Below are 25894 nucleotides of genomic sequence, written 5' to 3'. Positions count from 1 at the left end.
TCGCTTCCAACCTTAGTCTATTTTAAATTAATGAGTGGCTTTAATTCGTCTCTTTCCCCAATAGTACTTCAACCCTTAATAGTTCATTATCACTCGGCAATGCGACTTGCTGACCTGTTATTACCTTGCCATTAACACTGATTTGAATGACACCACAGCCGACTCCCTCAGGGTCTTTCACTGCAAGCTCAATAGTGCCGTTTTCTCGAGTTAACGTAGCGCTATAACTGCCCCATGACTTAGGAATACAAGGGTCAATCAAGAGGTATTTATCACGATAACGTATGCCTAAAATGGCTTCAGCTCCTAAGCGATAAGCCCACGCCGCTGAGCCCGTATACCAAGACCAACCCCCACGCCCCATATGAGGCCCAGCCGTTGCTATATCTCCTGCCATTACGTAAGGTTCTATTTGATAAGTGGTCATTTCTTCTGTCGTGCTAGAACGCTCAATAGGGTTGAGCATATTAAATATTTGCATCGCCCCGTCTCCATCTCTGTCTTTTGCCAATGCCCAACCTAACCAAGTAGCCGCATGCGAGTATTGTCCACCATTTTCTCGAGTGCCCGGAGGATAAGCCTTGATATAACCTGGGTCTCGCATGGTTGCGTCAAACGGGGGCCATAGTAGTCGAGCTAATTTATGCTCTTGATCAATTAATTCATTTTGAGCCGAGGTCAATGCCTGCTTAGCGCGAGTTTTATCAGCTTTACCACAAAGAGTTGCCCACGATTGTGCAATAGAGTCGATACGACATTCTTGACACTCACTTGAGCCCCAAGGGAGTTGCATATCATCGAAAGCTCGTCGATACCAAGCGCCATCCCAGCCATTATTTTCCACAGCGCGGCAAAGATCTTTAGCTCGCTTACGCCATTGTAAAGACAAATCACTTCGCTGTTGTTGATCGCATATAACCGTAAAGGCATCAATCACAGCAATAGCAAACCAACATAACCAAACGCTCTCACCCCGACCTCGAACACCCACTCGGTCCATGCCATCATTCCAATCACCCGTACCTATTAGCAATAAACCATGCTCTCCAGATGAATCAGTGCCACGTTCGATTGCCCGTTGGCAATGTTCAAAAAGCGAATAGCTTTCGCTTGAACTTTCATACTTACTGTATCGGTCTGCTTCCTGTGTGGTTAAGGGCTCTCCAAGTAAAAACGGAACTTTCTCATGCAATATCGAACTATCGCCACTGGTTTCAACATAATACGAGGTGACAAAAGGTAGCCACATCAAATCATCAGAACAATGTGTTCGTACACCTCTACTATAAGGTGGATGCCACCAATGTAGTACATCACCCAGGTCAAACTGGTGTGCTGCACACTCAAGAATATACGCTCGAGCCAAAGCAGGCTCTATGTTTACTAGCGCCATCATGTCCTGAAGTTGATCGCGAAATCCATAAGCACCGCTTGATTGATAAAAGCCTGAACGCGCAAATATTCGACACGCTAAGGTTTGATAGATAAGCCATTGATTCATCATCAAATTAAATGACAGTGACGGTGTTTCTACCTTGATAGCATTACAGACCTTTTGCCAGTGCGCCTTCATTAATCTCCAATCTTGGTTAATAACACCAGCAGAGCGCCATTTCTTGATGAGTTGTTGCACATGATTATCATTTTTACCTTGACCAAAGATAAAGTGAATATCGACTTGTTCATCAGGGGCTAAATCAATATGCACTTGCAAAGCGGCGCAAGGGTCAACTGCCGCGCCTACTTTGCCACTCATTCCCCAACGAGCTAATGCGGCAGGCTTAGAGCAATGCCCTTCACGACCTATAAATTCAGCTCTGTCTGTGGTGAAAGCATGTACTGGATAATCAGAGAATAAAAAACTTACATTAGTCGAAAAATCACTGCTCCAACGATTTTTAGCTAAAATAACGCCCTCATCAGCTGAATATTCGGTAAATATATGCGAACCACTATGGGCGCGATTAACCCCGTTAACGAGTTCCGCATAATAAGTAACCGTTAAACGTCGAGCGACATGGCTGGTATTATTTAAGCGCAGACGAGTGACTTTAATCGGGTCTTCATGGGCGACAAATACGCTTAGCTCTTGCTCTAATTGATGCCAATGGCTACGCCAACGACTATAACCCACGCTATGGGTGACTTCGCAAAGGTTACCTGTTCCTAAGGGTTTTGGGGTAACTGTCCACACTTGTGCTGTTTGTTCATCACGTAAATAAACCGCTTCACTGGGTTGGTCAATAACGGGATCATTCGTCCAAGTCGTGAGTCGATTTTCACCACTGTTGCCAGCCCAGGTATAACCACCGCCAACTTCGCTAACAATACTGCCAAAATTAGCATTGGCTAACACGTTACACCAAGGCGCTGGTGTGGATTTATTTGCCTCAAGATAAATAATGTATTCCTTATCAGTAAAGCCACCAAGACCGTTAAAAAAAGCCAAATTTTTGCGGCGCTGTAGTTTTGGTATGTCAGGTACTTCTTCAGGAGCCACCATCCCCCGAAAAGGAGGCAAGAGTTCTGTCTGACGATAAGCGAGCGCTAACTGCTCTTTCAATGAAGAATGTGCACCTAAGATGACATGAGCACTCGCCTCAAGTAAATGTGTTTGCGAAACTGAGATTTGATCTGAATGAATGACATGAATACCCGCCCTTTGCGCCACTAAAGTTTCAATGTCTAACTCATGTATAAGTTGCTGTATTTGCGCACCAAACTTGTCATCATAACCAGAAGGGCCTGCTTGTAATATCACAAAATCAATCTTGATCCCTTGATGATGCCAACGTCGATAAGCAAAAAATAACAGTCGTAATAACGCCACATTCGTTTCATCCACAAGTCGCAACAACAAAATGGGGAAGTCACCCGAGATACCAAATGGCCAAAGTGCTGACTGGCCCAATAAGTTATCCGTGATCACTTTATCTGCGGCGCGTAATAGGTCAACCGGATAAATAATGAGTGCCAATAATTGCTGTAATTCGGGTAAATAAGCAACGGCATAATCGAAGGTTTTCATCTCATTACTGACTTTAAATAAGGCATCATGAAAAAGTAAATCAATGGCAGAGTAAACTTCATAACATTGGCAAACATCAAACAATGCGTGTCGCGAACTGGCTGCAATAGTAACCAAGGCAAAAGATTCACTATGATAAGGTGATAATTCAACATTTACCTGTAGAGACATAACTGCATCAAGTGTCCAGCCAAGAGTTTTCGAAACCCCGTCAGTGACTGCTTGTGGACTTTGTATCGAGCCATTTCTACCCATAAATTTAGCACGGTCAGTCTCATAGCCAACCAATGTTACCGCGTCACTATCGGTCAGTAATCGGTGCATCATAGCGGGAGATTTTTCTTGTGGTGAGCGCGCACGACGTTCAAAAATCAATGCATTCATGTTGCTGGCTAATTCACTGTGAACAAATAATTTGCTAAAGGCTGGATGACTTTGGTCGGCGTCGCTTGGGCTTAAGACCACCTCAGCATACGTGCTGACTTGAAGCCTTCTTGACGCGGCCGTTTCATTTATAAAGCTTAATCGCCTGACTTCTACATCATCATTTGCTGCAACCGCGATTTCCATACGTAAGCTAATGCCTTTATCGTGGCGATTAAATTCTGCCATATGCGCATGGAATACCACTTCGTATTTATCAGCGCGTTTATTGACCGGTTGCCTACCTGCAGACCAAATCTCTCCACTATCAAGGTCACGGATGTAGATCCATACCCCCTGATTATCGATTGTTGAATCCGCTGACCAACGGGTTAAAGCGTTATGACGCCATAATATGCCTCCTGATCCCGAGTCGGTCAGCAAGGTAGTAAAACGACCATTACTTAAAGTATGCAGCTGCGGAATAACGCCATGCAGTTTAGGTTTCCAAGTGGGTAGGTGTGGCAATTGATGCATGGGTACATGATTGATTTCCGCTTCGGTAATTGCATCAATAGGAAACTCAAGGGCATGGGTTGTTGGTATTTGTTCATGTAAAAGCAATTCTACCGTTTGCACCATGGGACACGACTGAAAACGCTGGGCAACCTGATCATGAAATATCGCATTATCTAACGCGGTTAATATCATGCCTTGATGGTGCGCCATATGAGAACGAACAATAGAAAAACGTCGATTCTTAGCGACTCGCCCTGGGGTGTAATCAATTGCTTCATACATACCATAAAGGCTCATCATACCGAGCTTGGTTAATTTTTGAAGGTTTTGCACGGCGCGAAGTGGATAGATAGCTAATGCCAGTGCAGTAGAATAAGGTGAAATAACCGTATCTTCCTCTAAGCCACGCTTATAACCCAAACTGGGCACACCAAAGGCACGATATTGATAGTTATGTTGAAAATCAACCGCCGCATACCCAGACTCAGAAATTCCCCAAGGGGTATTACGTTTTTCAGCTAATTTAATTTGTTCATCGACCGACACTTGTTCACTTTGAGCCAATAAAGTTCCAGCATGACTTCGCAGTAATATCCGCGGCATCAAATACTCAAACATTGTGCCTCCCCAAGAAAGTAAAACACTACGGCCAGCAACTTTGGTGACAGAACGCCCCAAAGTAAACCAGTGCTTTATCGACACGTCTCCCTTTCCTATCGCGACAATACTCCCCAAACGCGCTTCTGATGCGAGTAAGTCATAATGGTGTGTATCCATAATTCCGGTAGTGGCATTAAAACCAATATGAAAAAGTGCAGCGTCTTTATCATAGAGTAAACGAAAATCCATCGCCGATACTTCTTCACTCGCCAATGTAGCGATAGTATTTAATTCTACTTGCAGGGTTTGAGCATTCTTTTTCGATTCACTTACTGCAGTCTCCAGCTTATTAAGCCATAAGGTAAAATCATTCGCGGGTTCCTCTAGCCAAAGACTTGGCTTGGCGTCACGTAAAGTGGCAATAAGCGCTTGAGCTGACTCACAAGCGAAAGGCACTTCAGCCAAGCTTAGCGTTGGCTTTAAAACTTGATTAAAAGCACTTATTGCTTGGTAGTAGCTACTTGTATCTTGGTGTAAGGTTTTTGGCTGGGCTTGCAATAACACAGACAACCAAGGTAATAAGCGGTCAATATCACGTAACATATCACGTAGATGTTGGTGTAGACGCCCCAACCAAACACGGACATCTCGCAGTTGTGAAACCCTTGAAACCAAAGATTTTTTAGCCAGTGTTGCCACCAAAGTACGGTCAAAATCAACACAGTCATCTTGACAAAGTTCGTGTATGGTTAACCACCAAAGCGCTGAATTTTTTTTTGCTTTATTGGCCTTATGACGGATATCAGCTATTAGTGTGACTAATAGGGTAAAGTCATGGTGTTTGTCTGTGTTAAGTAACGCCAAAGACTCTTCAATCAAGGCGATATTATCCATCAAGCCATCCCAACGTGAACAGGTAAATATGGCGGTGTTTTGCACTTCTTGGCAGCTTTTTTCAAGGGTCATTAAAGCCGCCGCCAAATTACCGCTATCAACCATTGAAATGTAACGAGGTGAGAGTACTTCTAATGTTTTAGTGTCATACCAGTTGAAAATATGACCACGATAATGCTCAAGTTTAGTCAGTGTGTTCATGCTGGCCAGTAAACGAGCAGCCAAATCTGTTGGGCCAAGGTAACCAAAATCCCAAGCAGATACATTAGACAAAAGCATCATGCCAATATTGGTTGGAGAGGTGCGATGTGAAACATTGCCATGTGGGTCTTCTTGATAATTGTCAGGCGGTAACCAATGATCAGAGGGTCCAACAAAGGTCTCAAAAAACAACCAGGTTCGTCGGGCCAAACGGCGTAAAAATATCACCTCATCATCGCTTAAGCTTTCCTTGTCACTCGATAGTGTACGCCCTAGTGCCCTGGCTATTTCTGGTGCCATAAGCCACAAAAACAACAAAGGTGCAGCAATAGGTAATACCGCTAAATTAACACTAGCAACCGCTGCAGCTAGCGATAAGGTCAGCAGTATACTTGTGCTCATTTCACGCCAATAAAACAACCGAGTATCATCACCATTGAGCTGATTGTCAGTATCAGCTGCGGTTACCCATTCCAACATTTTACCCCGGCTAACCGTTATTCTATAAAGTGTTCGAGCAATAGCATCTGTGGCAATAATCGCTTCATAAGGCAGAAATATGAGTAACAATAACCAGCGACCCGCCACCTCACGTGGCACAATAAAAGAATGCATCAAAGTTTTAAAATTAGCCGCACGGGCGACCCCTAACATGAAATGACAAAAATTATGTCCAACAGGGGCAAGTAGCGCCATTGCGGTCCAAACTAGGGCGTTACCGGGCAACCATAGCCAACCCGCCATAAGCCATAAAAGCAATGTTGGTGCAAAAAGGCTGCGTCGTAAATTGTCGATTATTTTCCATCGTTCAATCACACCAAAACGATTTTTAACCTTGGTGCCATCAGCCTGAAATACACTATTGGCTAGCCATGGCATAAGCTGCCAATCTCCGCGTATCCACCGATGTAAACGGCGACTAAAGCTGAAATAATGTGTCGGGAAGTTTTCATAAAGCACAATGTCAGAAGCCAGTGCTACCCGGCCTAAGATACCCTCGAATAGATCATGACTTAGTATGGTGTTTTCCGGAATACATTGCTTGAGGCTGCGCTCAAAACTAGCAACCTCATAAATACCTTTGCCAACAAAAATGCCCGTACCAAAAAGATCTTGATACACATCAGACACAGCATGGCTATATATATCAATAACACGATCGCCAGAGGCTAATCGAGTAAACCAAGTGTGGCGGTGTATGGTAGGAGCGATTTCAATACGGGGTTGAATAATGGTATAACCTGCAATAACCTTGCTTGTTTTATCATCAAAAACTGCGCGGTTCAGCGGATGCGCCAAGGTACCAATCAGCTTAGCCGCAGCCCCCCGACAAAGCTGTGTATCACTATCAAGGGTGATCACATAACGAATATCATTTAGCCCTATTGGCTCTCCCTCATGAACAAAAATAGCCTCACAGTTTTTGTCGCTAAGAAAACGATTGAAATCGCTTAATTTACCGCGTTTTCTCTCCCAGCCCATCCAGCAATTTTCACTGAGGTTATAACGTCGCTCTCGGTGTAATAAGTGAAATGGTCCGGTATTGCTAGCACCGTATTTACTATTGAGTGCTCTGATACCTTGACTAACACGATTAAGATAATCCGCGTCACTGGCAATACTCTGCACTTGCGCGTCAAGATAATCAGTTAACAACACAAAACGCAGTGCAGGATCGCTATTTGACAAATAATGAAGCTCTATTTGTTTGAGTAATATGTCGATATCGCTATTACTACTTAACATACTAGGTATAACAACAGCTGTTTTATATTGGGGGTCTATATGCTGATCAAAGTCGAGCTTGTTTAAAATTCGACTTGGCCATATGAGGGTAATCAACCAATTAGTAATAGCAATCGATAACATCGACGCGGGTATTAATGTTAATGCCAAACCCGCAAAATATGTTAAGGCTTGAGCATTGTTTTGATAGAGATAAACAACAACCACAACTTCAGCCAATATCACAGAGAATGCTAGCGCTAATAAATATAATAGGCTGGAAAATTTGCCACAAAAACGCTGAAAACGCTGCCACCAAGACACCTGATAACCTAAATCTTTTTCTAACGCCATTAATCCTTCATCAACCAGCCAATAACCTACATGGGAATAACGTTCGCCATTGGCACTTTCACAACAGGCTAATGCGACCGCTCGCTCGGCAATATGAGCTTCATCATGGGCAGTTGCCCTTGCTAAGTTTTCAATGACTTTGCAATACCTATCACGGCTGTCAAAATCAAGGCTTTGATATATGTCTGCCGGCTCATGGCGAAGCTTTTCCTCAACCACACTCACTTGCTCAAAAAACTTACGCCATGGGATTGTTTCTATCACTGAAAGACAATGAATAGCTCGACTTAAATAATCAATTTCATCACGAGAAACCATTAAAGGCTGGCTAATATCGTCACGCGAATAAGGCACAGTGAGTTCAGGTACTATATTGTCTACCGCTTCGACAATTAATTGGATACAAACCAAACGCAATAGTGTCGGTAAGGCCCATAATTCAGAAATATTGAGCGTCGTTTCTTGTTGATAGCCTTTAACATATTTAACCAAAAAATTTAACGACAGTTGGATACCTGTGGCCGCTAATAAGCCACTAGCCAGAGAATAGGCCCGCGGTAATGACTGACCACTGGTGTTTTGTAGACTTGGTAACAGCCGATAATAACTTGTTGGCATATCGATTTGTATTTGAGTAATGGCGCGGTCAACAACATAGCCATTGTCATAGACCCACTCAGCGACTTTCGCGGTATTAACATCACGGGTATTAAACAAGAGTTTTGCCTGCTCAAGCCACTTGGGTATTTTGGGCAATGCATTAAGTAAAGGGATTTGAGCAGGCGGACGATACGACACGGTTTGACTTTTAGCCAACTCCTGCGCCTTTATCGCTAACAAAACTTCATTAGATATTTCCGCCTGAGGATTCATTAATAAGCCCTCTGAGGATAACGTCCTTCTAACTCAGATTGATCAGTATTGCCAGGCCTGAGTAAATCATCTTGCGGTGTTATACCTTTTACCAACAACACGGGCACTTTACTATTTGCCAAAAAATCCATGGCAATATTACCATGGTAACGCCCTGCTCTAGCAGAGCGACCATGCGCGTTCATAATCACCATATCGATGTCATCTTGCGCTACCACTTGTAATAACTCGTCACACACGCCATGTTTGGGGATCAGCATCGAACTGATGTCTAAAGTGGTTAACGATGATAATTGTTTTCTCACCTGCTCTAGGTAATTGGCTGCAACTTGTTCATTATGTCGCTGAATACTATTTTCCAATGCTATTTCATCATTGTTCAACGGCATAATATGCGTCAGTCCAGACTCTGGTACAACATGGGCTAATAGTATTTCTGCCTGCTGCTCTTTGGCGATGCTTAGCGCAACAGGCAGTACGCTTTCAGCCCAAACAGAGCCGTCTAGCGGTACCAATATTTTTTTACAGTGAAGGGGTTGTTCTTGATGTTGTTGATGCTCTTTTGCTGGCACCAATAATGTTGATACTTTGCTGCCAAAAAGTAGTTTTTGACTATTACTGGCTAATGGCCACTGCGAATAACCATTGGCACCATGACTGCAAAGTACGACCAGATCGACAGGGTGTTTTTTTATCCAATGACTAATTTCTTCTGCCGCTTTACCTTCAACAATATGGCTAGTAACTATATTAGTGTTGGCTGGAAAATTTGACATAATATCATCAAGATATATTTCTATTTCTTGTTTTTGTAGCGCCCAAAGAAAAGGGTCAACCGGTGTTTTAATATTATTGTCTGAATATTCCAGTACATGTAGCAGGGTAATTTTTGCTTTAAAAGCATGTGCTATCGCCAATGCATAGGGAATAGCCTGCTTAGAAATAGCGGATCCATCAAGGCAAATTAAAATATCACGCATGATATACATCTCCTTCATAGTTAAGGACACAATTATTGAGCCTCTTTTTTAGGGATAAACGTAAATACGAAAGGAATTCGTGGTAATACGCTAAACATTGTCAGTGCTATATTTCAGGCACAGTTGAAATGCGCCAAGGCAGTAATAATGTATGTTAGCTAGACTATAAATAAGAAGGGGATTTTTTAAACTGATAATAATCAGGTCAAGAAAGATTAACTAAAGTATAACGTCTTAAACTGTATTAATCTTGCTGTAATCTCTTGATCAATTCACCCAGAGATAATAAAACCTGTTTCTTTTTACCAAAGGCATGTACTCAAATAAGTACATGCATATTGAGTCAATCAGTAATACATCATAACGAGTTACCTACTGCACGAAATAGCAAGATAACAGCAGCATTTATGAAGCTCTGAAAAATATCCGTTGAGCATAAAAAGTGTTTTATGCTTGCCTTTTAACAGGCACAACGCATTTATTTAACCGAGACCTTAACTGAGACCTTAACCGAGACCAACAGGTGATTTTACTTAGCGATGTTGCGCCATTTCACTTAAGTGCGGCGCATTTATAATCGTTACATTTCTCCGTTCCATTTTTACTGAGCCTTCTTGTTGTAACTGAGTCAATGTTCTGCTGACTGTTTCTGATGCTAGCCCTAGATAATTACCTATGTCATCACGAGACATACTTAATTCAAAGTTCTTATCCGAACAACCAAGGGATTTGTAGTTATCAGCCATATCCATTAAAAATGCCGCTATCCGTGCTTTAGCTTTTTTCTTATTTAACAAAGCAATATTACGACCCTGTTTACTCAAATTATCGGTAGCAAGCTTGATTAACCAACTCGGTACTAACTCAGCGAGTATGTTTCTAAACTGTTGTAATGGAATAGCACAAACAGCCGAGGTTTGTAAGGCAATAGCCGAAGAAGCATATTGCTGGGTATTTAAACCATCAAGCCCAAGGATATCGCCTGGAATTAAAAAGTTTAGAATTTGTTCATCACCATCATTATGGGTAACATAATTTTTAATTGCCCCTGATTTAATTATATAAAGTGCACTCAGCTCATCACCCGCATGATATAGGTGTTCATGAGTACTCAGTAAATATGAATTAACGGTTTTAATATAAGGCGTACTACCTAATAACTGTGCGACAACGCAATTTTGATATCTAATACAACGTTCACATTTACTTGCTTCCGCGTATTTAAGGTGTTTCATGGCTTTCCCTAAGAGGTTTTTACGCTCATGTATTTATTTCTCCCATTAATCATTATTCAAAGGAGAAAAATTAGTAATAAGGGAAAACCTGATATAAAGCTTATTAGTTAACTCTCAAGAAATATTGATGTCTCCTGATTTTCTTATACCTAAGTTAATGTATGTAAAAATAGCGATCGCTGACCTTATTTTCAATGACAATAAGTCAACGAATTACAACATTAAGCAGCTTGAGATAAGCCTGTTAAGCATCACAAGATAACGACGTTTTAAGCAGAAAATAAACTGTGTGAACAATAGCTTGAAATAGGATTAACAACCATCAGCCATATATTCAGTTTCTATATAAGATAATCAACAAAGCCATTTATTACGCGTTGATGTCATCTAAAGATGAGGTAATTGTTTTAGCTGCCTGATTCGCCCAAGCTTGATAAGCTACTTTTGATGGGTGAAATCCATCCTTGGCGATGTACCTTGGTTCAATAGGTGCATCGATATCAAAGTTAGTACATTGGCTAAAATTTTTAACAACAACAGTGAGCCGGTTATTTAACTGCTTAGAACGCTGCCCCCACCACCAACGTAAAGGTAAAGGAAAGGTGGTAAATTCTTGCATGGGTGGTAAGTTTGATAGCAGTATTTTTTTTACTGAAAATTTTGATACTAGGATATTGAGCATCACATTCATACGCTTTTCCCATCGATTTAAATGAGTGAAATGCGTTACGTCATTAACACCAATCGATACGAGTACCACATCAAACACTTGCGCTTGTTGATTATGTAACATAACCAGTACATCTTCAGCAGTGGCCCCGGTCTTTGCAAGTAACTGCCAACTAACACTATAATAACAGCCAAGTAATGATGATAGCTGTCCGGCTAAAGCATCTTCTTGTCCATCGACCCCAACACCTAAGGCAGCTGAATCGCCAATGATGAGTAATTTCAGTTCATTACCCGCACCACATACACCTAAACGCTCCCCTGTTGGCTCTGGCAGTGATACTGTCATTTTATTGATAAAAATAGCTTGTGGTATCAATACCGGCATTAACAAAACGGTTGTTATTTGATGGAACATATTAATCACCCTCCCTGAGTTTATTTCCCTCTTTGTGTTTTTAGCTCTTTGTGTATTACTATCACTAAACGGGGAATTGAATGCTGTCACTGCTTGTGCTGCTTGTGCTGCTTGTGCTGCTAATAGATGATATTCACCATTTCATGATTAATACTTTGATTAATACTGTGAGTAACAAACTTAGATGAAAGCGAGCAATCATATCCTGGTTGCGGTAATCACTTTAAAAAAGCTTTAGCATCATAAGCGTCATCTAAGTCACTTCCATGGTGTTGATCAATCACCTTATACTCTAGCGCTTCAAGTTCTTGTAATTCTTGTCGAGTTGCATTTTTGTTAGCTTCTTTCTTGGTTAGTACCAATAAACGGTTATAATCACGTTTTTGCATAATCAGCTCTATTAATAAATAAAGATCATAGTCTGCGGTATCTACTCCAAGGATAAAATGATAAATATCAGCCGAGTTAACATATAAATGACGCAAGCCTGCCTGACCTCCAAATGATTAAATTAGTCGCAACAATCACAATAAAAATACCTTATTGATACGATAATAAAAATGTCACCAAACCTTATTCAAGGGACTAGCACAATAGGTATGCCAATAGAGTGAGCCAGTTTATTAGAGACACTGCCAACAATAATTTCAGAAAAACGCGAACGACCTCGTCGGCCAACAAAAAGCATATTGGCATGTTCCGTTTTGGTCTTATCATGTAAAACTTCAGCTGGGTCTCCCCTTAGCACTTCACTGTCTAAATGAACATTTGATTTCTTATATTGATCACACAAAGACGACAGCATGTTCAAGGCAATTTTTTTTTCATCTTCATTTTTTATCATAGGCACAATACCGCCATCAACAACAAATGGCTCTGATAGGATCGGGGTAATAACTTGCACCAATTTAACCTTAGCACCAGTTTTTTCAGCTAATAAAATAGCACGTTCTAGTGCTCTTTTTGCCCACTCACTGCCATCTATGCCAACAATATACATAGGTTTGTCCATACTATTATCCTCATTTATTAAGACCTAATGCCAAATCAATAATCAATAATAAAAAGCCAAAAATAAAAAATCGTTATCCTGAAAAACCACTCTATTATTAACTTGCCACTTATATTTTGCTTGTATGAGTGTGATTAAATCCAGTAGCGCGATAACAATCATCCCCATTAAAATTTTCACCTTGTTGATCTACCCTTTTTTGGATAGCGCACTAAGGCTAACCTTTTTAATTGACTTTATATGGCTAGCATTTCAGTCGTATGCCGTTCTTAAAATATTCAATTAGGGGTTATCGCAATTTTCAGCACGCCATCCCTTTGATTGGCAAATAGCGCATAAGCATCTTCTATCTGATCAAGCGAATAATGATGAGTAATTAAGGCTTTGAGATCAATTCGCTCAGATTCGATCACATTCATCAATCTACGCATCCGCTCTTTTCCGCCAGGACATAAAGAGGTAATTATTTTATTGTCGCCTAGTCCGGCATGAAAAGCATCGAGGGGGATAATTAAATCCTCAGAATACACGCCAAGGCTAGATAATGTGCCTCCAGGCTTGAGTGCTCTTAGGCAGTTTTCAAAGGTTGACTGCAGCCCTAACGCCTCAATGGCCACGTCGACACCGCGCCCTTGGGTAATGCGCATAATTTCTTTAACGGGTTCTGTTTTTCGATAATCAATGACAAAATTTGCTCCTAACTGTCTGGCCATTTCCATTCGCCGTGGTACTGTTTCTACTGCAATTATGGTGGTTGCACCGCGCAACTTAGCCCCTGCGGTAGCACATAAACCGATCGGCCCTTGGGCGAATATAGCCACACTATCACCAATTTTTATGTTGCCTGATTCAGCGCCAGCAAAACCGGTAGACATAATATCTGGGCACATAAGCACTTGCTCGTCGGTGAGATTATCAGGTACCAGCGCGAGATTTGCCATCGCATCTGGAACCAATAAAAATTCAGCTTGAGCACCGTCAATGGTATTGCCAAAACGCCAGCCACCAAGTGCTTTTAGGCCATGTCTACAGCTGCCACCATCTTGCGAATGAAGTCCATCAAGACAAGCGTGTGAATAGCCGCTAGGGCAAATTGCTCCCGCAATAACACGCTGACCTTCTTGATAACCAGCAACATTAGCACCTAACTTCTCTATTATCCCGACCGGCTCATGGCCTATTGTCAGGCCTCTGGCGACTGGATATTCTCCCTTCAATATATGAACGTCTGTGCCACATATTGTTGTTGTAGTTACCCTTATTAACGCATCATTAGGCCCAACATTAGGTATAGGTTTGTCATCAAGAACGATTCGACCAGGCTCAACAAAAATAGCCGCTTTCATCATCTCAGCCACAGTAATTTACTCCAAAAATTAGTCTTGAATATAAAGGCTATCATGGCTGCTGTGGGTGAGAACTGATATTTATCAGTTCGACAATAAGTGTAAACGCGTATTCTTTAGCTAGTAATTCAGATATTGATTCAGATGATGAATGTTTAGTGCATTCAAAAATTAGCATAGCTATTGGAGGGATAAGGATGTCAAACAGTTATCATACTGAACAGGTACAAACAGTCTTCGAATTACTCGAGGCAACACCGAGTGGACTATCAAAAGATGAGGTAAATAAAAGACTGACAAAATATGGACCGAACACCTTACCGGAATCAAAGGGACGTGGTTTATTAGTCCGCTTTTTATACCAAATTCATAATATTCTCATTTATGTCTTACTAGTAGCGAGTGCTGTTACCGCAATCTTGGGTCATTGGATAGATGCCAGTGTGATCCTAGCGGTTGTTTTGATTAATGCCATGATTGGCTTCGTGCAAGAGGGTAAGGCCGAGAATGCTTTGAAGGCTATTCGGAAGATGCTTTCTCCAAATGCCATGGCGTTACGTGATGGCAAAAAAATAAGTGTTGCTGCACAAGCCTTAGTACCTGGCGATATCGTGATGTTGCAGTCAGGCGATAAGGTCCCTGCAGATCTACGACTATTTTATGTTAAAGGGCTTCAAATACAGGAGGCAGCGCTAACAGGGGAGTCGATAGCAGTAGAAAAAATCACAAGTCCTGTTGCACAAGAGTCGATGATAGCTGACCGTCGATGTTTAGCTTACTCAGGCACTCTCGTGACTCATGGCCAGGGCAGCGGCGTGGTTATTGCAACAGGTGCACAAACTGAGATTGGTCACATTAGTAAACTCGTATCACAAGTAGACTCACTAACAACACCATTATTACGTCAAATAGCCCAGTTTGGACGCTGGCTTACACTCGCCATTTTAGCGATTGCTATATTTACATTTATTTTTGGTTCACTAGTAAGAAATTATTCACTCTCTGAAATGTTTCTTACCGCTGTCAGCCTTGCTGTAGCGGCAATTCCAGAAGGTTTACCTGCCATTATGACAATCACCCTGGCCATAGGTGTACAGCGTATGTCAAAACGAAATGCCATTATTCGTAGATTACCTGCCGTGGAAACTTTAGGGGCTGTGAACGTCATTTGTACTGACAAAACAGGTACCCTGACGCGCAATGAAATGACGGTTCGAATGATTGCCACGACTAGTAGTTTATTTGAACTGAGTGGCACCGGCTACGATCCTCATGGCTCAATAATGTTATCAGGTATGAATGTGTTTCCTGAAGAGAAGTCACTTCTGTTGGAGGCTATCAGGGCTGCGGTGCTATGCAATGATGCATCACTAGAACTAAAAGAGGGAGAATGGCTAGTGCATGGTGATCCCATGGAGGGGGCTTTATTAGTATCAGGTATCAAGGCTGGATTAGACCTTGAGGCAGAGACTAAGCTATATCCCCGCACAGATCTGATTCCTTTTGAATCCGAACATCGCTTTATGGCGACACTTCACCATCAACACACAGGTGATGCCTTTGTTTTCCTAAAGGGTGCCCCCGAGCGTATTTTACAGATGTGTAGGTATCAGAAAAAAGCACAAGGTGTTCAGACCTTAGACAGTGATTACTGGTTAAGCCGTATTAATGAAATGGCTCATCAAGGCCAGCGCGTATTGGCTATTGCCGTTAAGCCAGTCAATAATAAGCAGCTGGAATTAAAGTTTAGTGACGTGGATAACGGTCTCATATTGTTAGGCATGTTTGGCTTGATTGACCCGCCTCGCGAAGAAGCAATAGAAGCGATAAAAGTCTGCCATGCAGCGGGTATTCGGGTAAAAATGATTACAGGAGACCATGGTGTTACAGCGCGTGCTATCGCCCAGCAACTCAACCTGATTAATGTCGACGATGTACTCACCGGACAGGAACTGGATCTCATGAGTGAAGATGAATTACGCCAGCGCATCCAAGACATTGATGTCTACGCACGTGTCAATCCCGAGCATAAGTTACTTTTAGTTAGGCTGTTGCAAGAGCTGGGGTTAATTGTTGCCATGACCGGTGATGGCGTGAATGATGCCCCGGCCCTGAAACGTGCTGATGTCGGCACAGCTATGGGGCATAAAGGTACAGAAGCGGCAAAAGAGGCGGCTGAAATGGTATTGCTTGACGATAATTTTGCCTCTATCATTCATGCGGTAGAAGAAGGGCGCACCGTTTATGACAATATCAAAAAATCGATTCTTTTTATTCTGCCCACCGGTGGTGGCGAAGCACTGATCATTTTGGCGGCAATTTTATTTGGTTTTCATCAGTTACCGTTAACGCCAGTACAAATTCTCTGGGTCAATATGGTGACCGCCGTTACTCTGGCATTGTCATTATCATTTGAGCCGCCCGAAAAAAATGTCATGAAACGCCCGCCACGTAATTCTAAGGAACCTATGCTGACACCCCACTTAATTTGGCGTATCAGTTTTGTTGCTGTTATTTTGATGAGTGGAACAATCGGCCTTTATATTTGGGAAATTAAACAAGGTATGAGCATTGAACATGCACGCACAGTAGCGGTGAATACCTTGGTTATGTTTGAAATATTTTATTTATTTAACTCCCGCTATTTGAAAAACAGTGTCTTTAATTGGGCCGGACTAACGGGTAATCGTTATGTATTAATCGCTATTGTTATACTGATTTTTTTACAGTTAGGTTTCACCTACCTAATACCCATGCAGTCTTTATTTGGCACAACAGACATTGACTTAACTGTATGGCTACGTATTTTTCTCGTTTCTTCTTCGGTATTGTTTTTAGTCGAGGGGGAAAAATATTTTAGGCGACGTGCAGAACGAATGACATAATAAGTCGTATAACCACGGTCTAATTTTACCGACGGTTAATCGTTATATTAGTTGGAGGATAATGATAGGCGAGGGTTTAAAAAATTGTTTGGTTAGCTGTTTATATTGTTGGAGCAATGAATAGCACATCAGCTTTAGTTGCTTTAGATCAGAAATTTAAACCAAAGTCAACTAATGAGTATTTGGCTTACTGCTCAGTAATTTTTTTAAAACCCTATTCATTATTTATCTCTAAGCTGTTTAACAAGGTCTGGGAATATAACTTTCCATGTTTCATAATATATATTCAGTTCTTCGCTATCGACACCATCAACGCCAATCAATTGATTTAGTTTATCCATGAATGCCATACGTAAATTAGGATCCTTTTTTAGGTACATATCAACCGTTAATAAATCAGATTGTAAATCACTTTTAAGGTTTTTCACATAGTGATAAAGCACCATAATTTGTTGTTCTGACAGCTGAAACTCCTTGGCCATAATAAGTTTAAATTCTTGCTTTTCATTATTATCATCCAAACCGTCAGCACTAACCACATGATAGAGCAAAGCAGCCAATGCGATATGAAGGGTAAGTGAGTTTGGATGCTCAAATAATTGGCTTTCTTGATCTCTGGCTTCAAACCAGTGCTTGAATGATTCAAACATACTTACCTCCTATGTTGATATTTGCGCAGATCGTGGTGCTGACATTGAAATTAGATAATCTGAAATTCAAACAAAAACCACTGAGCTGCTAATGGCAACACAGCCTTTTTTTATCCAAAGCAGAACCATAACCGCATCTTCGCCATGGCTATTAATAAGATTAGGCAGTTTTTCAATCAAGCCTATATCAGCACTATTAAATTCATAATACTGCGTATTTTTGGCATAGGGTTCTGCAATTAATACCACTTTATTGGTATCATAAGGGTGTTTACCCAAAGCACCAGAAAAAGCCACATGCTCATTTTTAAATGCCGTAATATTAAAATCGAGATGATATTTAACTAATTCAGTACCTTGGGCTGCAATAATAAAATATGACATAACCGACCTTATTTAGCTGGGAGCTTAGACCTTCACTAAGACCTTAGCTTAGACCTGAACTTAGGACCTGAGTTTAACTGTGAGCGATGCAATTATTTTAAGTTAATATTAACTCTGATTGCGCCGATAAATAATGTGATAAACAAAGGCAACAAAAACACTCCCCCCCACAAGATTACCCATAATTACCGGTACTAAATTACTAAAAAACCCAGACCAAGTTATCGCAGCAACAGCCAAGTCGGTGTTACCAAAAGTCTGCGCTAACATCGCCAAAGGAATGATGTACATATTAGCAATGCAATGTTCGAACCCTGCGGCAACAAAAGCTGAAATAGGAAAAACAATAGCCATTACTTTATCTGTAACGCTTCGTCCCGCAAAGGCCATCCAAACCGCCATACACACCAAGACATTACATAAAACGCCTTTAAAAAAAGCACTCCAAAAAGGCAAGTTACTTTTAATAAGGGCTATTTTGATATATTGCTCAGCAATAGCACCCTGGTTCATGTCAATATGACCCGACAGAAAAACTAATACGGCAAGACCTGCTGCCCCAATAAAATTAGCAAAACAAACAACAAACCAGTTTTTTAAGATCTGGGCTGTCGATATCTTACCTTCGGCCCACGCCATCGCTAATAGGTTATTACCGGTAAATAATTCCGCGCCAGCAACAATGACTAAAATTAAACCCAGAGAAAATGCTACCCCTCCTAACACTTGGCTAATAGCAAAACCCAGGCTGGCATCTGACTTTATCAAAACAAAATAAAGTGCGCCTAAGCCAATAAATGCCCCCGCAAGCATACCCAGCATCAATAACGATAAAAATGGAAAACCTACTTTAGCAACACCTACATCATTAACACGCTGGGCAATTTCTTTGGGTGAAAAGGCATCAGAACCAAATATCTCAGACATATCAACAAACCTTGTGCGATCAAATATTAATAATTTCAAACCTAAGAATAAACCTTAGCTGTTCATAAAATATACTTATCACAGTGTTGGCTGATTTATATCAGGCAAAGCAAGCTTTTGCCGATAAGCAGGCATTTTTTAGACTCTATACTCAATGTAAATGTTGGCTTTGCCGGTGAATTTCAATCAAATTTCAATCAAACTTTAATCAAACTTTAATCAAAGTAACGGGGGGATTAGACGTGGCTAATAAACTGATAAATACTATTTGTCCCTTTTGTGGCGTAGGTTGTGGTATAGCTTTATCTGTAGATGAAAAAGGTAAACTTATCGGCGTTGAGCCACAACCTTCACACCCTATTAGTCAAGGGAAACTCTGTGATAAGGGCTGGAGTACCGCTTATGCCATCACGGACAAAAACCGCTTAACACAACCGCTAAAACGTATTAATCATCAATTTTTTCCCATTAGTTGGCAAGAAGCCCTTGTCAGCATTGCTGAAGAATTAAAGCAGATTATTGAATATAGTGGTACTGACAGTGTTGGTGTTATTAGTAGTGCTCGAGCAACTAATGAAGATAACTACGCCGCGCAAAAATTCGCTCGGGCGGTATTAAAAACAAACAATATCGACCATTGTGCCCGTATTTGCCATAGCCCAACCGTTGCGGGCTTAAAACAATCTTTAGGCTCTGGCGCAATGACCAATAGTGCCAAAGATATTTTCGACACTGATTTGATTATGGTCTTTGGCGCTGACCCGACAGAAAACCACAGTATTTTAGGTGGGCATATTATGCAAGCACACCTCAATGGCTGTAAATTAATCGTCATAGATCCAAGAAAAATACGCCTGGCGAAACTAGCGCCACTGCATTTACAGCTCAAGTTAGGCAGTAATATTGCGCTGATCAATGCAATGCTACATGTCATCATCAAAGAGAAATGGTATGACAAAGATTTTATTGATCAACGTTGCGAAGGTTTTGAGCACCTAGCTAAACACGTTGAAAATATTACACCAATATCAGTTGAAGCAATAACAGGCCTTAGAGCCGCAGATATTTACCAAGCCGCAAAGCAATATAGTCAAGCGAAACGGGCAATGATTTTCTATGGCATGGGCATCACCCAATACATGAGCGGTACCAATAATGTTATTTCTTTAGCTAATTTAGCGTTAATCTGTGGCCATATTGGCAAGCCGGGTACTGGGGTCAATCCACTTAGAGGACAAAATAATGTTCAAGGTGCTTGTGACATGGGCTGCTTACCTAATGTTTATCCAGGCTATCAAAATGTTGATGATGAAAAAGCGCATGAAAAGTTTAGTAACGCTTGGCATACAGAACTAGCAAAGGCCCCAGGATTAACCTCATTAGGCATGACCAAGCGCGCTTTATCGGGAGAGTTTCGCGCACTTATACTGTTTGGAGAAGACCCCGTAGTGACCGACCCAGATCAAAATCATGTTAAAGCATCACTCAAAAATTTAGACTTATTGGTTGTTGCTGAGCTCACCTTAACCGAAACAGCGAAGCTCGCCGACTTTGTTTTACCCGCGGCTTCTTTTGCTGAAAAAGAAGGTACCTTTACTAATTGTGAACGCCGAGTACAGAAATTAAACCAAGTTATCCCACCTGTTGGGCAAGCAAAAGGTGATTGGCAATGGCTACAAGCGTTGGCAAAACAAATGGGATCTGAGCAACTAAACTGGTCAAATTCACAAGACGTATTTAATGAAATGACCTCCCTAACTCCGCCATATCAGGCGATGAATTATCAAAAACTTGAGGATAATTACGGTTTACAATGGCCCTGCACTAATGACAGCCCCAAGGGTACCGCCATTTTACACAGCACGAGTTTTCCTATTGGCAAAGCAAGATTAATTGCAGTAAACCATAGTGATATCGATGAAATGCCTGATGAAAACTTTCCATTGCAGCTGACCACTAATCGGCTACATTTTCATTATGGTTGTGGCTCAATGACCCGAAACTCGCCTTTGTTAGAAAGAGAAATACCCCCTGGTATTTTATTTATTAATCCCATTGATGCCAACAACCTTCATATCAGCCATCAAGACGCTGTTAGCGTTAAATCGCGTCGAGGTTATTTAGAGACCAGAGCGATAGTCACTAATGACGTGCCTGTTGGACTGGTCAGCATGCCTTATCATTTTAAAGAAGCGCCATCGAACCAACTCACCAATACCGCGCAAGATCCGATCACTAAAATGCCTGAGTTAAAAGCCTGTGCGGTCATGGTTGCAGCATTAGCGAAAGGGCAAATACCAAAAACAATCGAGCAATTGCAGCAGGAGCCAAAACATGAAAATTTATTTACTTGATGACTTGCAGCATTTGCAAGCACATTTAGCTCAGGATTATCAATTTCATCAGGTGGTAACAAACAACAATGGCCAATATCATTGGCAACAACTCGCCAGTGATGAAACTCAACCTCTAGTGCATGACAAACCACAAAGCTCAGCCAAAGGCTTCTTTTTTGCCGAACAAGAAAGTTTACTGGTTTTTAATGGTGAATATTTTCAAGAAACCTTGCCTACACCTAAGCCTTTTGTTTTATTTGGCGTACAAAGCTGTGATTTAACGGCTATTCATTATCAAGATAAATTTTTTAAAGACGATCGCTATTATCAGGCAAGGCGCCAGCAATGCTTATTGGTAGGACTTGATTGCATTAATCCTTGCGAGCATGGTTTTTGTCCAACGGTGAATGCAGGGCCTGGTGTAAGAGAAGAGCACGCAGATATTGTTTTACACCCGCTAGGTCATAAATGGCTAGTCATTGAACAAACGAGTAAAGCTGCAGAAGCATTACAAGCATTAGCACTGTTAGAAACACACTGGCATTATTTGACCCAAAGAGACTTAACATTACATCAATGTGAACAAAAGTTTCCTGACGATAAATACATCACTGATGGTATAGAAAAGTTAAATTCAGGAACAATAACTGATGAGTTTTGGCAAACGTTAGCCATACAATGCTTGGGTTGTTCTGGTTGCACCACGCTCTGCCCAACTTGTTCTTGTTATGGCACCCGAGCGATAAAAAAAGACAACAATGAGTTTAGTCAGCAGCGTTTTTGGGACTCTTGTCTTTATGAAGGTTTTCAACGAGAGGCAAGCTTTAATAATCCCTCGGCAGAAGCAGGCACAAGAGTAGAGCGTTTTTGGCAGCATAAGTTTGCTGATGAATTTTTCACCGAATTTTCTCGCCATGGCTGTGTAGGCTGTGGTCGTTGTGAACAAACCTGTCCGGGTGTTATTGGTGTACATTCAGTGATGAAGCGCATAACTAAAGAAGGTGGTCCAGAAAATGGCCCCGAGGTGACTCATGCTTAGTCATATTCCTGATTGTATTGAGTTAGTGGATTACATTGATGATGGTGAGCAGGCACGTCATTATTTGTTTCGGCTTTTAAATTTAGCACAAAGTAAAAATAAAAATCATCCACATGATTGGCAACAAGTACAACCAGGACAGTTTTTTATGCTCAATGTCCCTAGCATAGGCGAAGCCCCCTTCACCTTTACCGAACCACCCAATGAACGAGGTGAGTTTAAAGCTTTTATTCGACAAATGGGGCAAGTCACCTCAACTTTATTCTCTATGCAACGCGGTGCTATTCTTGGTGCGCGTGGCCCTTTTGGCCGTGGTTGGCCGTTGGATAAAATTGTTAATCATAATACGCTCATTATTGCCGGTGGCTGCGGATTAGCGCCTTTAGTGACTTTAATAGACAAATTAACTAACAACTCACCTGACAAACCAACTGATAAACTAGCTAATAAAGCCAAAAATAAACAACAACTCATCTTAATCTATGGTGCTCGTAATAAAGCCGCGCAGATGTTAACCCCAGAACGTGCGCGTTGGCAAAAGCAGATCAAGATATTTAATACGCTTGATGCCACTGATGAATATACTAGTACTAATGCCAATACCCGTGCTAATAATAGTAATGAATTACGGGCAACTACTGTTCAAGGTAGCCCTTTAATGATATTACCCACAGCGCTGAGCACTTTTACTCGCCCACCCACCACGGCGCTGCTTTGTGGCCCAGAGCTGATGATGAGTAGTGCCGCTACTTATTTAACTGAGCAAGGCATGGCAAGTGATGCTATTTTCCTTGCGCTTGAACGACGCATGCATTGCGCCCTTGGTTTATGTGGCCATTGTTACATCAAGCATCAATATGTTTGTAAAAGTGGTCCCACCTTTAGCTGGCATGCTTTACAGCAACTCAAAGCACATTAATCATTAAAGATTTTTTTGCTTATTTATCGTGTTTTCTGCTAAGGCAATATGTACGCTAGCCTTAGCAACTGAGTCAGGGTTCAATGAAATAGAATCAATACCGCATGCCACTAAAAACTCGGCGAACTCAGGATGGTCCGAAGGGGCTTGTCCACAAATCCCTACTTTGCAACCACACTCATGAGCGACTTTTATCACTTGTGAAATCATACTTTTAACCGCATCATTCCTCGCATCAAATAAGCTTTTTAACTCTGTTGAATCACGGTCTATACCTAAAACAAGTTGCGTTAAATCATTGCTGCCAATAGAGAAACCATCAAAACGCTGAGCAAACTCTGCTGCCAAAATAATATTAGAGGGTATTTCACACATAACATAAACCTGTAAGCCCTTCTCGCCTCGCGTTAACCCCGCTTCACTCATCACAGCAAGTACTTTATCGGCTTCATCGGGTGTGCGACAAAATGGGATCATCACGATGACATTATCAAACCCCATTTGCTCTCGCACTTTAACAATCGCCTGACATTCCAACATAAAGGCTGCGCGATAAAGTTTATGGTAATACCGTGAGGCCCCCCGTAAACCTAGCATAGGATTTTCTTCGATCAGTTCAAAAAACTCCCCGCCCAATAAACCACGGTATTCGTTAGATTTAAAGTCGGACATACGCACAATGACAGGTTTTGGGTACTGTGAAGCGGCAATTTTAGCGACGCCAAGCGCAAGATTATCAACAAAATAATCTCCACCTTGTGCATAGCCACGGCATAATTCGCTAATTTTTTGTTTAACTTTACTATCAGTCACTTTTTCAGGGTGTAATAACGCCATAGGATGCACCCCTATTTGACTGGATATAATAAACTCTATGCGGGTTAAACCTATGCCCGCAACCGGCAAAGCGCTCCATTTAAAAACGCCATCGGGCATCGCGGCATTAATCATAATATCTGTGTTGGTGTGAGGTATGTCAGCTAAATTTACCTCTTCAGTTTCAAAAGCTAATCTGCCTTCATAAACAATACCGAGTGTGCCTTGGGCGCAACTTAAGGTAACTTCTTGATCATTTTGTAGCACTTGAGTGGCATTTTCACAGCCAACAATCGCGGCAATTTTTAGCTCGCGACTAACAATCGCTGCATGACTTGTTGGTCCACCCGTATCGGTAATAATACCTGCCGCTTTACGCATTAAAGGTAACCAGTCAGGATCGGTTTTTTGAGTTACTAACATAGCGCCTTCAGGAAAGTGTTCAACATCTTCAGGATTAAGGACTTTAAACACCTTACCCGTAGCAATAGCACTGCCAACACTGGCACCTTGCACAAGTATTTTTGATTTTTCTTTCAGCTTATAATTGACTAATACCGAATGATTTTTCTGTGATTCTACTGTTTCAGGACGCGCCTGAACGATGTAAAGCTGCCCTGAACCACTATCTTTTGCCCATTCCATATCCATGGCTTTGCCGTAATGTTTCTCGATTATCACCGCCCAGCTTGCCAGTTGCAGTATTTCATCATCAGATAAAACTAAGCTGGTACGTTCTTCAATACTGGTTGCTAGCGTTTCAGTACTTGCTGCTACTTTACTGATATGGATATTTTTTGATTTATCCGCATGGGCAAAGCACATTTTCTCTAGTTTGCTGCCACATTTTTTTTCAATAATAGGTCTAAAATTTTGCTTTTGCTCACTAGAGGTAACTTTTATATTTTGTGCTAACAAAGGCTTAAAAACCATAAATCTATCTGGCGTAACGCTCCCTTTTACTATGGTTTCGCCTAATCCCCATGCGCCATTGATTTCAACAACGTCACTAAAGCCTGTTTCGGTATCAAGCGTGAACATCACCCCTGCTGCTTGAGCATTAATCATTTGTTGAATACCAATCGACAAGGCGACTTTCTCATGTTCAAAGCCTTGTTTTTCCCGATAAACAATGGCTCTATCGGTATAAAGCGAAGCAAAACATTGTTTACAGGCGATCAGTAAATGTTCAATGCCGATAACGTTTAAGTAACTCTCTTGTTGTCCGGCAAAGCTTGCTTCGGGTAAATCTTCAGCGGTCGCCGAACTTCTTACCGCAACACTCGCCATATAGGGGGCTTGGTTTACTAAGTCATTTTGATTAAGTTTGTTGTGTTGAGTTGCTTGTATTCTCTTTGATAAGTCTTGATAGGCTTGGGTAATTTCACTGTTTTGCTGCTCGGTAAAGTCACCATTCGCAATTAATTTTCTGATCGCACTGCCGGTAGTGGCCAAGTTTTGTTGTGCTGAACCATAGGCATCAATATGCTGTTTTATTTTTTCATTGAGCTTATTTTGTTGTAAAAAATCGACAAATAATTGTGCGCTGGTCGCAAAACCAATAGGTACCTGCACTGGTGTTTCACTCATATTGGCGATCATTTCGCCTAAACTGGCGTTTTTTCCACCCACTTGTTCAAGGTTAGCGAGCGTTAATTGCTCAAACCAAAAAATAGTTTGTGCTTGTTGTTTTGATTGCATATTTATCACCTTTATCCGCT

General features: G+C 41.4%; 15 protein-coding genes. 4 read left to right on the top strand and 11 right to left on the bottom strand.

Annotation, left to right across the window (positions count from 1 at the left end; genetic code table 11):
* Window positions 1–40: 40 nt before the first annotated feature.
* The 7 genes from H4J65_RS15985 to H4J65_RS15955 all read right to left on the bottom strand — a co-directional run bounded on the left by H4J65_RS15985 (window position 41) and on the right by H4J65_RS15955 (window position 14220).
* Window positions 41–8557 carry a GH36-type glycosyl hydrolase domain-containing protein gene (locus H4J65_RS15985; RefSeq protein ID WP_182198796.1) on the bottom strand — a complete coding sequence of 2839 codons (8517 nt, stop codon included), beginning with the start codon at window positions 8555–8557 and terminating at the stop codon, window positions 41–43.
* Window positions 8557–9537: a universal stress protein gene (locus tag H4J65_RS15980; protein WP_182185039.1), complete on the bottom strand. Its 981-nt coding sequence runs from the start codon at window positions 9535–9537 to the stop codon at window positions 8557–8559. The genes H4J65_RS15985 and H4J65_RS15980 overlap by 1 nt, the downstream gene beginning before the upstream one ends.
* Before the next feature lie 533 nt (window positions 9538–10070).
* Window positions 10071–10772: a cyclic nucleotide-binding domain-containing protein gene (locus H4J65_RS15975; RefSeq protein ID WP_182198795.1), complete on the bottom strand. Its 702-nt coding sequence runs from the start codon at window positions 10770–10772 to the stop codon at window positions 10071–10073.
* Between the two features lie 370 nt (window positions 10773–11142).
* Window positions 11143–11859, bottom strand: a complete 717-nt coding sequence (locus tag H4J65_RS15970; protein WP_182198794.1) for an SGNH/GDSL hydrolase family protein — start codon at window positions 11857–11859, stop codon at window positions 11143–11145.
* Between the two features lie 218 nt (window positions 11860–12077).
* Entirely contained in the window at window positions 12078–12248 is a 171-nt protein-coding gene (locus tag H4J65_RS15965) for a hypothetical protein (protein ID WP_182182394.1), read from the bottom strand.
* Window positions 12249–12436: 188 nt separating this feature from the next.
* Window positions 12437–12871 (bottom strand): universal stress protein, encoded by a 435-nt coding sequence (locus H4J65_RS15960; RefSeq protein ID WP_182198793.1) that lies wholly within the window; start codon window positions 12869–12871, stop codon window positions 12437–12439.
* A gap of 278 nt (window positions 12872–13149) precedes the next feature.
* On the bottom strand, window positions 13150–14220 hold the full coding sequence (locus tag H4J65_RS15955) for an NAD(P)-dependent alcohol dehydrogenase (RefSeq protein ID WP_220461252.1): 1071 nt from the start codon (window positions 14218–14220) through the stop codon (window positions 13150–13152).
* 194 nt (window positions 14221–14414) lie between these two features.
* Between H4J65_RS15955 and H4J65_RS15950 the strand changes: the two genes are divergently transcribed.
* Window positions 14415–17102 carry a cation-transporting P-type ATPase gene (locus H4J65_RS15950; RefSeq protein ID WP_182198792.1) on the top strand — a complete coding sequence of 896 codons (2688 nt, stop codon included), beginning with the start codon at window positions 14415–14417 and terminating at the stop codon, window positions 17100–17102.
* A 221-nt stretch (window positions 17103–17323) separates the two neighbouring features.
* Here the strand turns inward: H4J65_RS15950 and H4J65_RS15945 are convergent, their stop codons facing one another.
* From H4J65_RS15945 to H4J65_RS15935, 3 genes are all read right to left on the bottom strand, one after another.
* Window positions 17324–17752: a TerB family tellurite resistance protein gene (locus H4J65_RS15945; protein WP_182198791.1), complete on the bottom strand. Its 429-nt coding sequence runs from the start codon at window positions 17750–17752 to the stop codon at window positions 17324–17326.
* A 66-nt stretch (window positions 17753–17818) separates the two neighbouring features.
* Complete coding sequence (locus tag H4J65_RS15940) at window positions 17819–18136, bottom strand: hypothetical protein (protein ID WP_182198790.1); 318 nt, start codon at window positions 18134–18136, stop codon at window positions 17819–17821.
* 108 nt (window positions 18137–18244) lie between these two features.
* On the bottom strand, window positions 18245–19063 hold the full coding sequence (locus H4J65_RS15935; protein WP_182198789.1) for a formate/nitrite transporter family protein: 819 nt from the start codon (window positions 19061–19063) through the stop codon (window positions 18245–18247).
* 242 nt (window positions 19064–19305) lie between these two features.
* Between H4J65_RS15935 and fdhF the strand changes: the two genes are divergently transcribed.
* Genes fdhF through H4J65_RS15920 form a run of 3 tightly spaced genes read left to right on the top strand, consistent with a single transcriptional unit; the run spans window position 19306 to window position 23357 of the window.
* Window positions 19306–21417, top strand: coding sequence for a formate dehydrogenase subunit alpha (fdhF, locus tag H4J65_RS15930; protein ID WP_182198788.1), 2112 nt, complete (start codon window positions 19306–19308; stop codon window positions 21415–21417).
* Entirely contained in the window at window positions 21398–22438 is a 1041-nt protein-coding gene (locus tag H4J65_RS15925; RefSeq protein WP_182198787.1) for a 4Fe-4S dicluster domain-containing protein, read from the top strand. The genes fdhF and H4J65_RS15925 overlap by 20 nt, the downstream gene beginning before the upstream one ends.
* Window positions 22431–23357: an FAD-binding oxidoreductase gene (locus H4J65_RS15920; protein WP_182198786.1), complete on the top strand. Its 927-nt coding sequence runs from the start codon at window positions 22431–22433 to the stop codon at window positions 23355–23357. The genes H4J65_RS15925 and H4J65_RS15920 overlap by 8 nt, the downstream gene beginning before the upstream one ends.
* 3 nt (window positions 23358–23360) lie before the next feature.
* On the opposite strand, the gene ppsA is transcribed toward H4J65_RS15920, so the two are convergent.
* Window positions 23361–25874, bottom strand: a complete 2514-nt coding sequence (gene ppsA, locus H4J65_RS15915) for a phosphoenolpyruvate synthase (protein ID WP_182198785.1) — start codon at window positions 25872–25874, stop codon at window positions 23361–23363.
* Between the last annotated feature and the right edge of the window lie 20 nt (window positions 25875–25894).

Source organism: Colwellia sp. MB02u-9, from assembly GCF_014077085.1.
Taxonomy (GTDB): Bacteria; Pseudomonadota; Gammaproteobacteria; order Enterobacterales; family Alteromonadaceae; genus Cognaticolwellia.
Note: the sequence above shows the minus strand (reverse complement) of the source record. Positions and strands in the feature narration are given on the sequence as shown.

What these genes read in the sequence shown, in the direction of transcription:
- H4J65_RS15975 (WP_182198795.1), bottom strand. Translation starts at nt 10,772, where the DNA reads ATGAAACACCTTAAATACGCGGAAGCAAGTAAATGTGAACGTTGTATT.
- H4J65_RS15925 (WP_182198787.1), top strand. Translation starts at nt 21,398, where the DNA reads ATGAAAATTTATTTACTTGATGACTTGCAGCATTTGCAAGCACATTTA.
- H4J65_RS15950 (WP_182198792.1), top strand. Translation starts at nt 14,415, where the DNA reads ATGTCAAACAGTTATCATACTGAACAGGTACAAACAGTCTTCGAATTA.
- H4J65_RS15955 (WP_220461252.1), bottom strand. Translation starts at nt 14,220, where the DNA reads ATGATGAAAGCGGCTATTTTTGTTGAGCCTGGTCGAATCGTTCTTGAT.
- H4J65_RS15935 (WP_182198789.1), bottom strand. Translation starts at nt 19,063, where the DNA reads ATGTCTGAGATATTTGGTTCTGATGCCTTTTCACCCAAAGAAATTGCC.
- ppsA (WP_182198785.1), bottom strand. Translation starts at nt 25,874, where the DNA reads ATGCAATCAAAACAACAAGCACAAACTATTTTTTGGTTTGAGCAATTA.
- H4J65_RS15965 (WP_182182394.1), bottom strand. Translation starts at nt 12,248, where the DNA reads ATGCAAAAACGTGATTATAACCGTTTATTGGTACTAACCAAGAAAGAA.
- H4J65_RS15970 (WP_182198794.1), bottom strand. Translation starts at nt 11,859, where the DNA reads ATGTTCCATCAAATAACAACCGTTTTGTTAATGCCGGTATTGATACCA.
- H4J65_RS15920 (WP_182198786.1), top strand. Translation starts at nt 22,431, where the DNA reads ATGCTTAGTCATATTCCTGATTGTATTGAGTTAGTGGATTACATTGAT.
- H4J65_RS15985 (WP_182198796.1), bottom strand. Translation starts at nt 8,557, where the DNA reads ATGAATCCTCAGGCGGAAATATCTAATGAAGTTTTGTTAGCGATAAAG.
- H4J65_RS15980 (WP_182185039.1), bottom strand. Translation starts at nt 9,537, where the DNA reads ATGCGTGATATTTTAATTTGCCTTGATGGATCCGCTATTTCTAAGCAG.
- H4J65_RS15960 (WP_182198793.1), bottom strand. Translation starts at nt 12,871, where the DNA reads ATGGACAAACCTATGTATATTGTTGGCATAGATGGCAGTGAGTGGGCA.
- H4J65_RS15945 (WP_182198791.1), bottom strand. Translation starts at nt 17,752, where the DNA reads ATGTTTGAATCATTCAAGCACTGGTTTGAAGCCAGAGATCAAGAAAGC.
- H4J65_RS15940 (WP_182198790.1), bottom strand. Translation starts at nt 18,136, where the DNA reads ATGTCATATTTTATTATTGCAGCCCAAGGTACTGAATTAGTTAAATAT.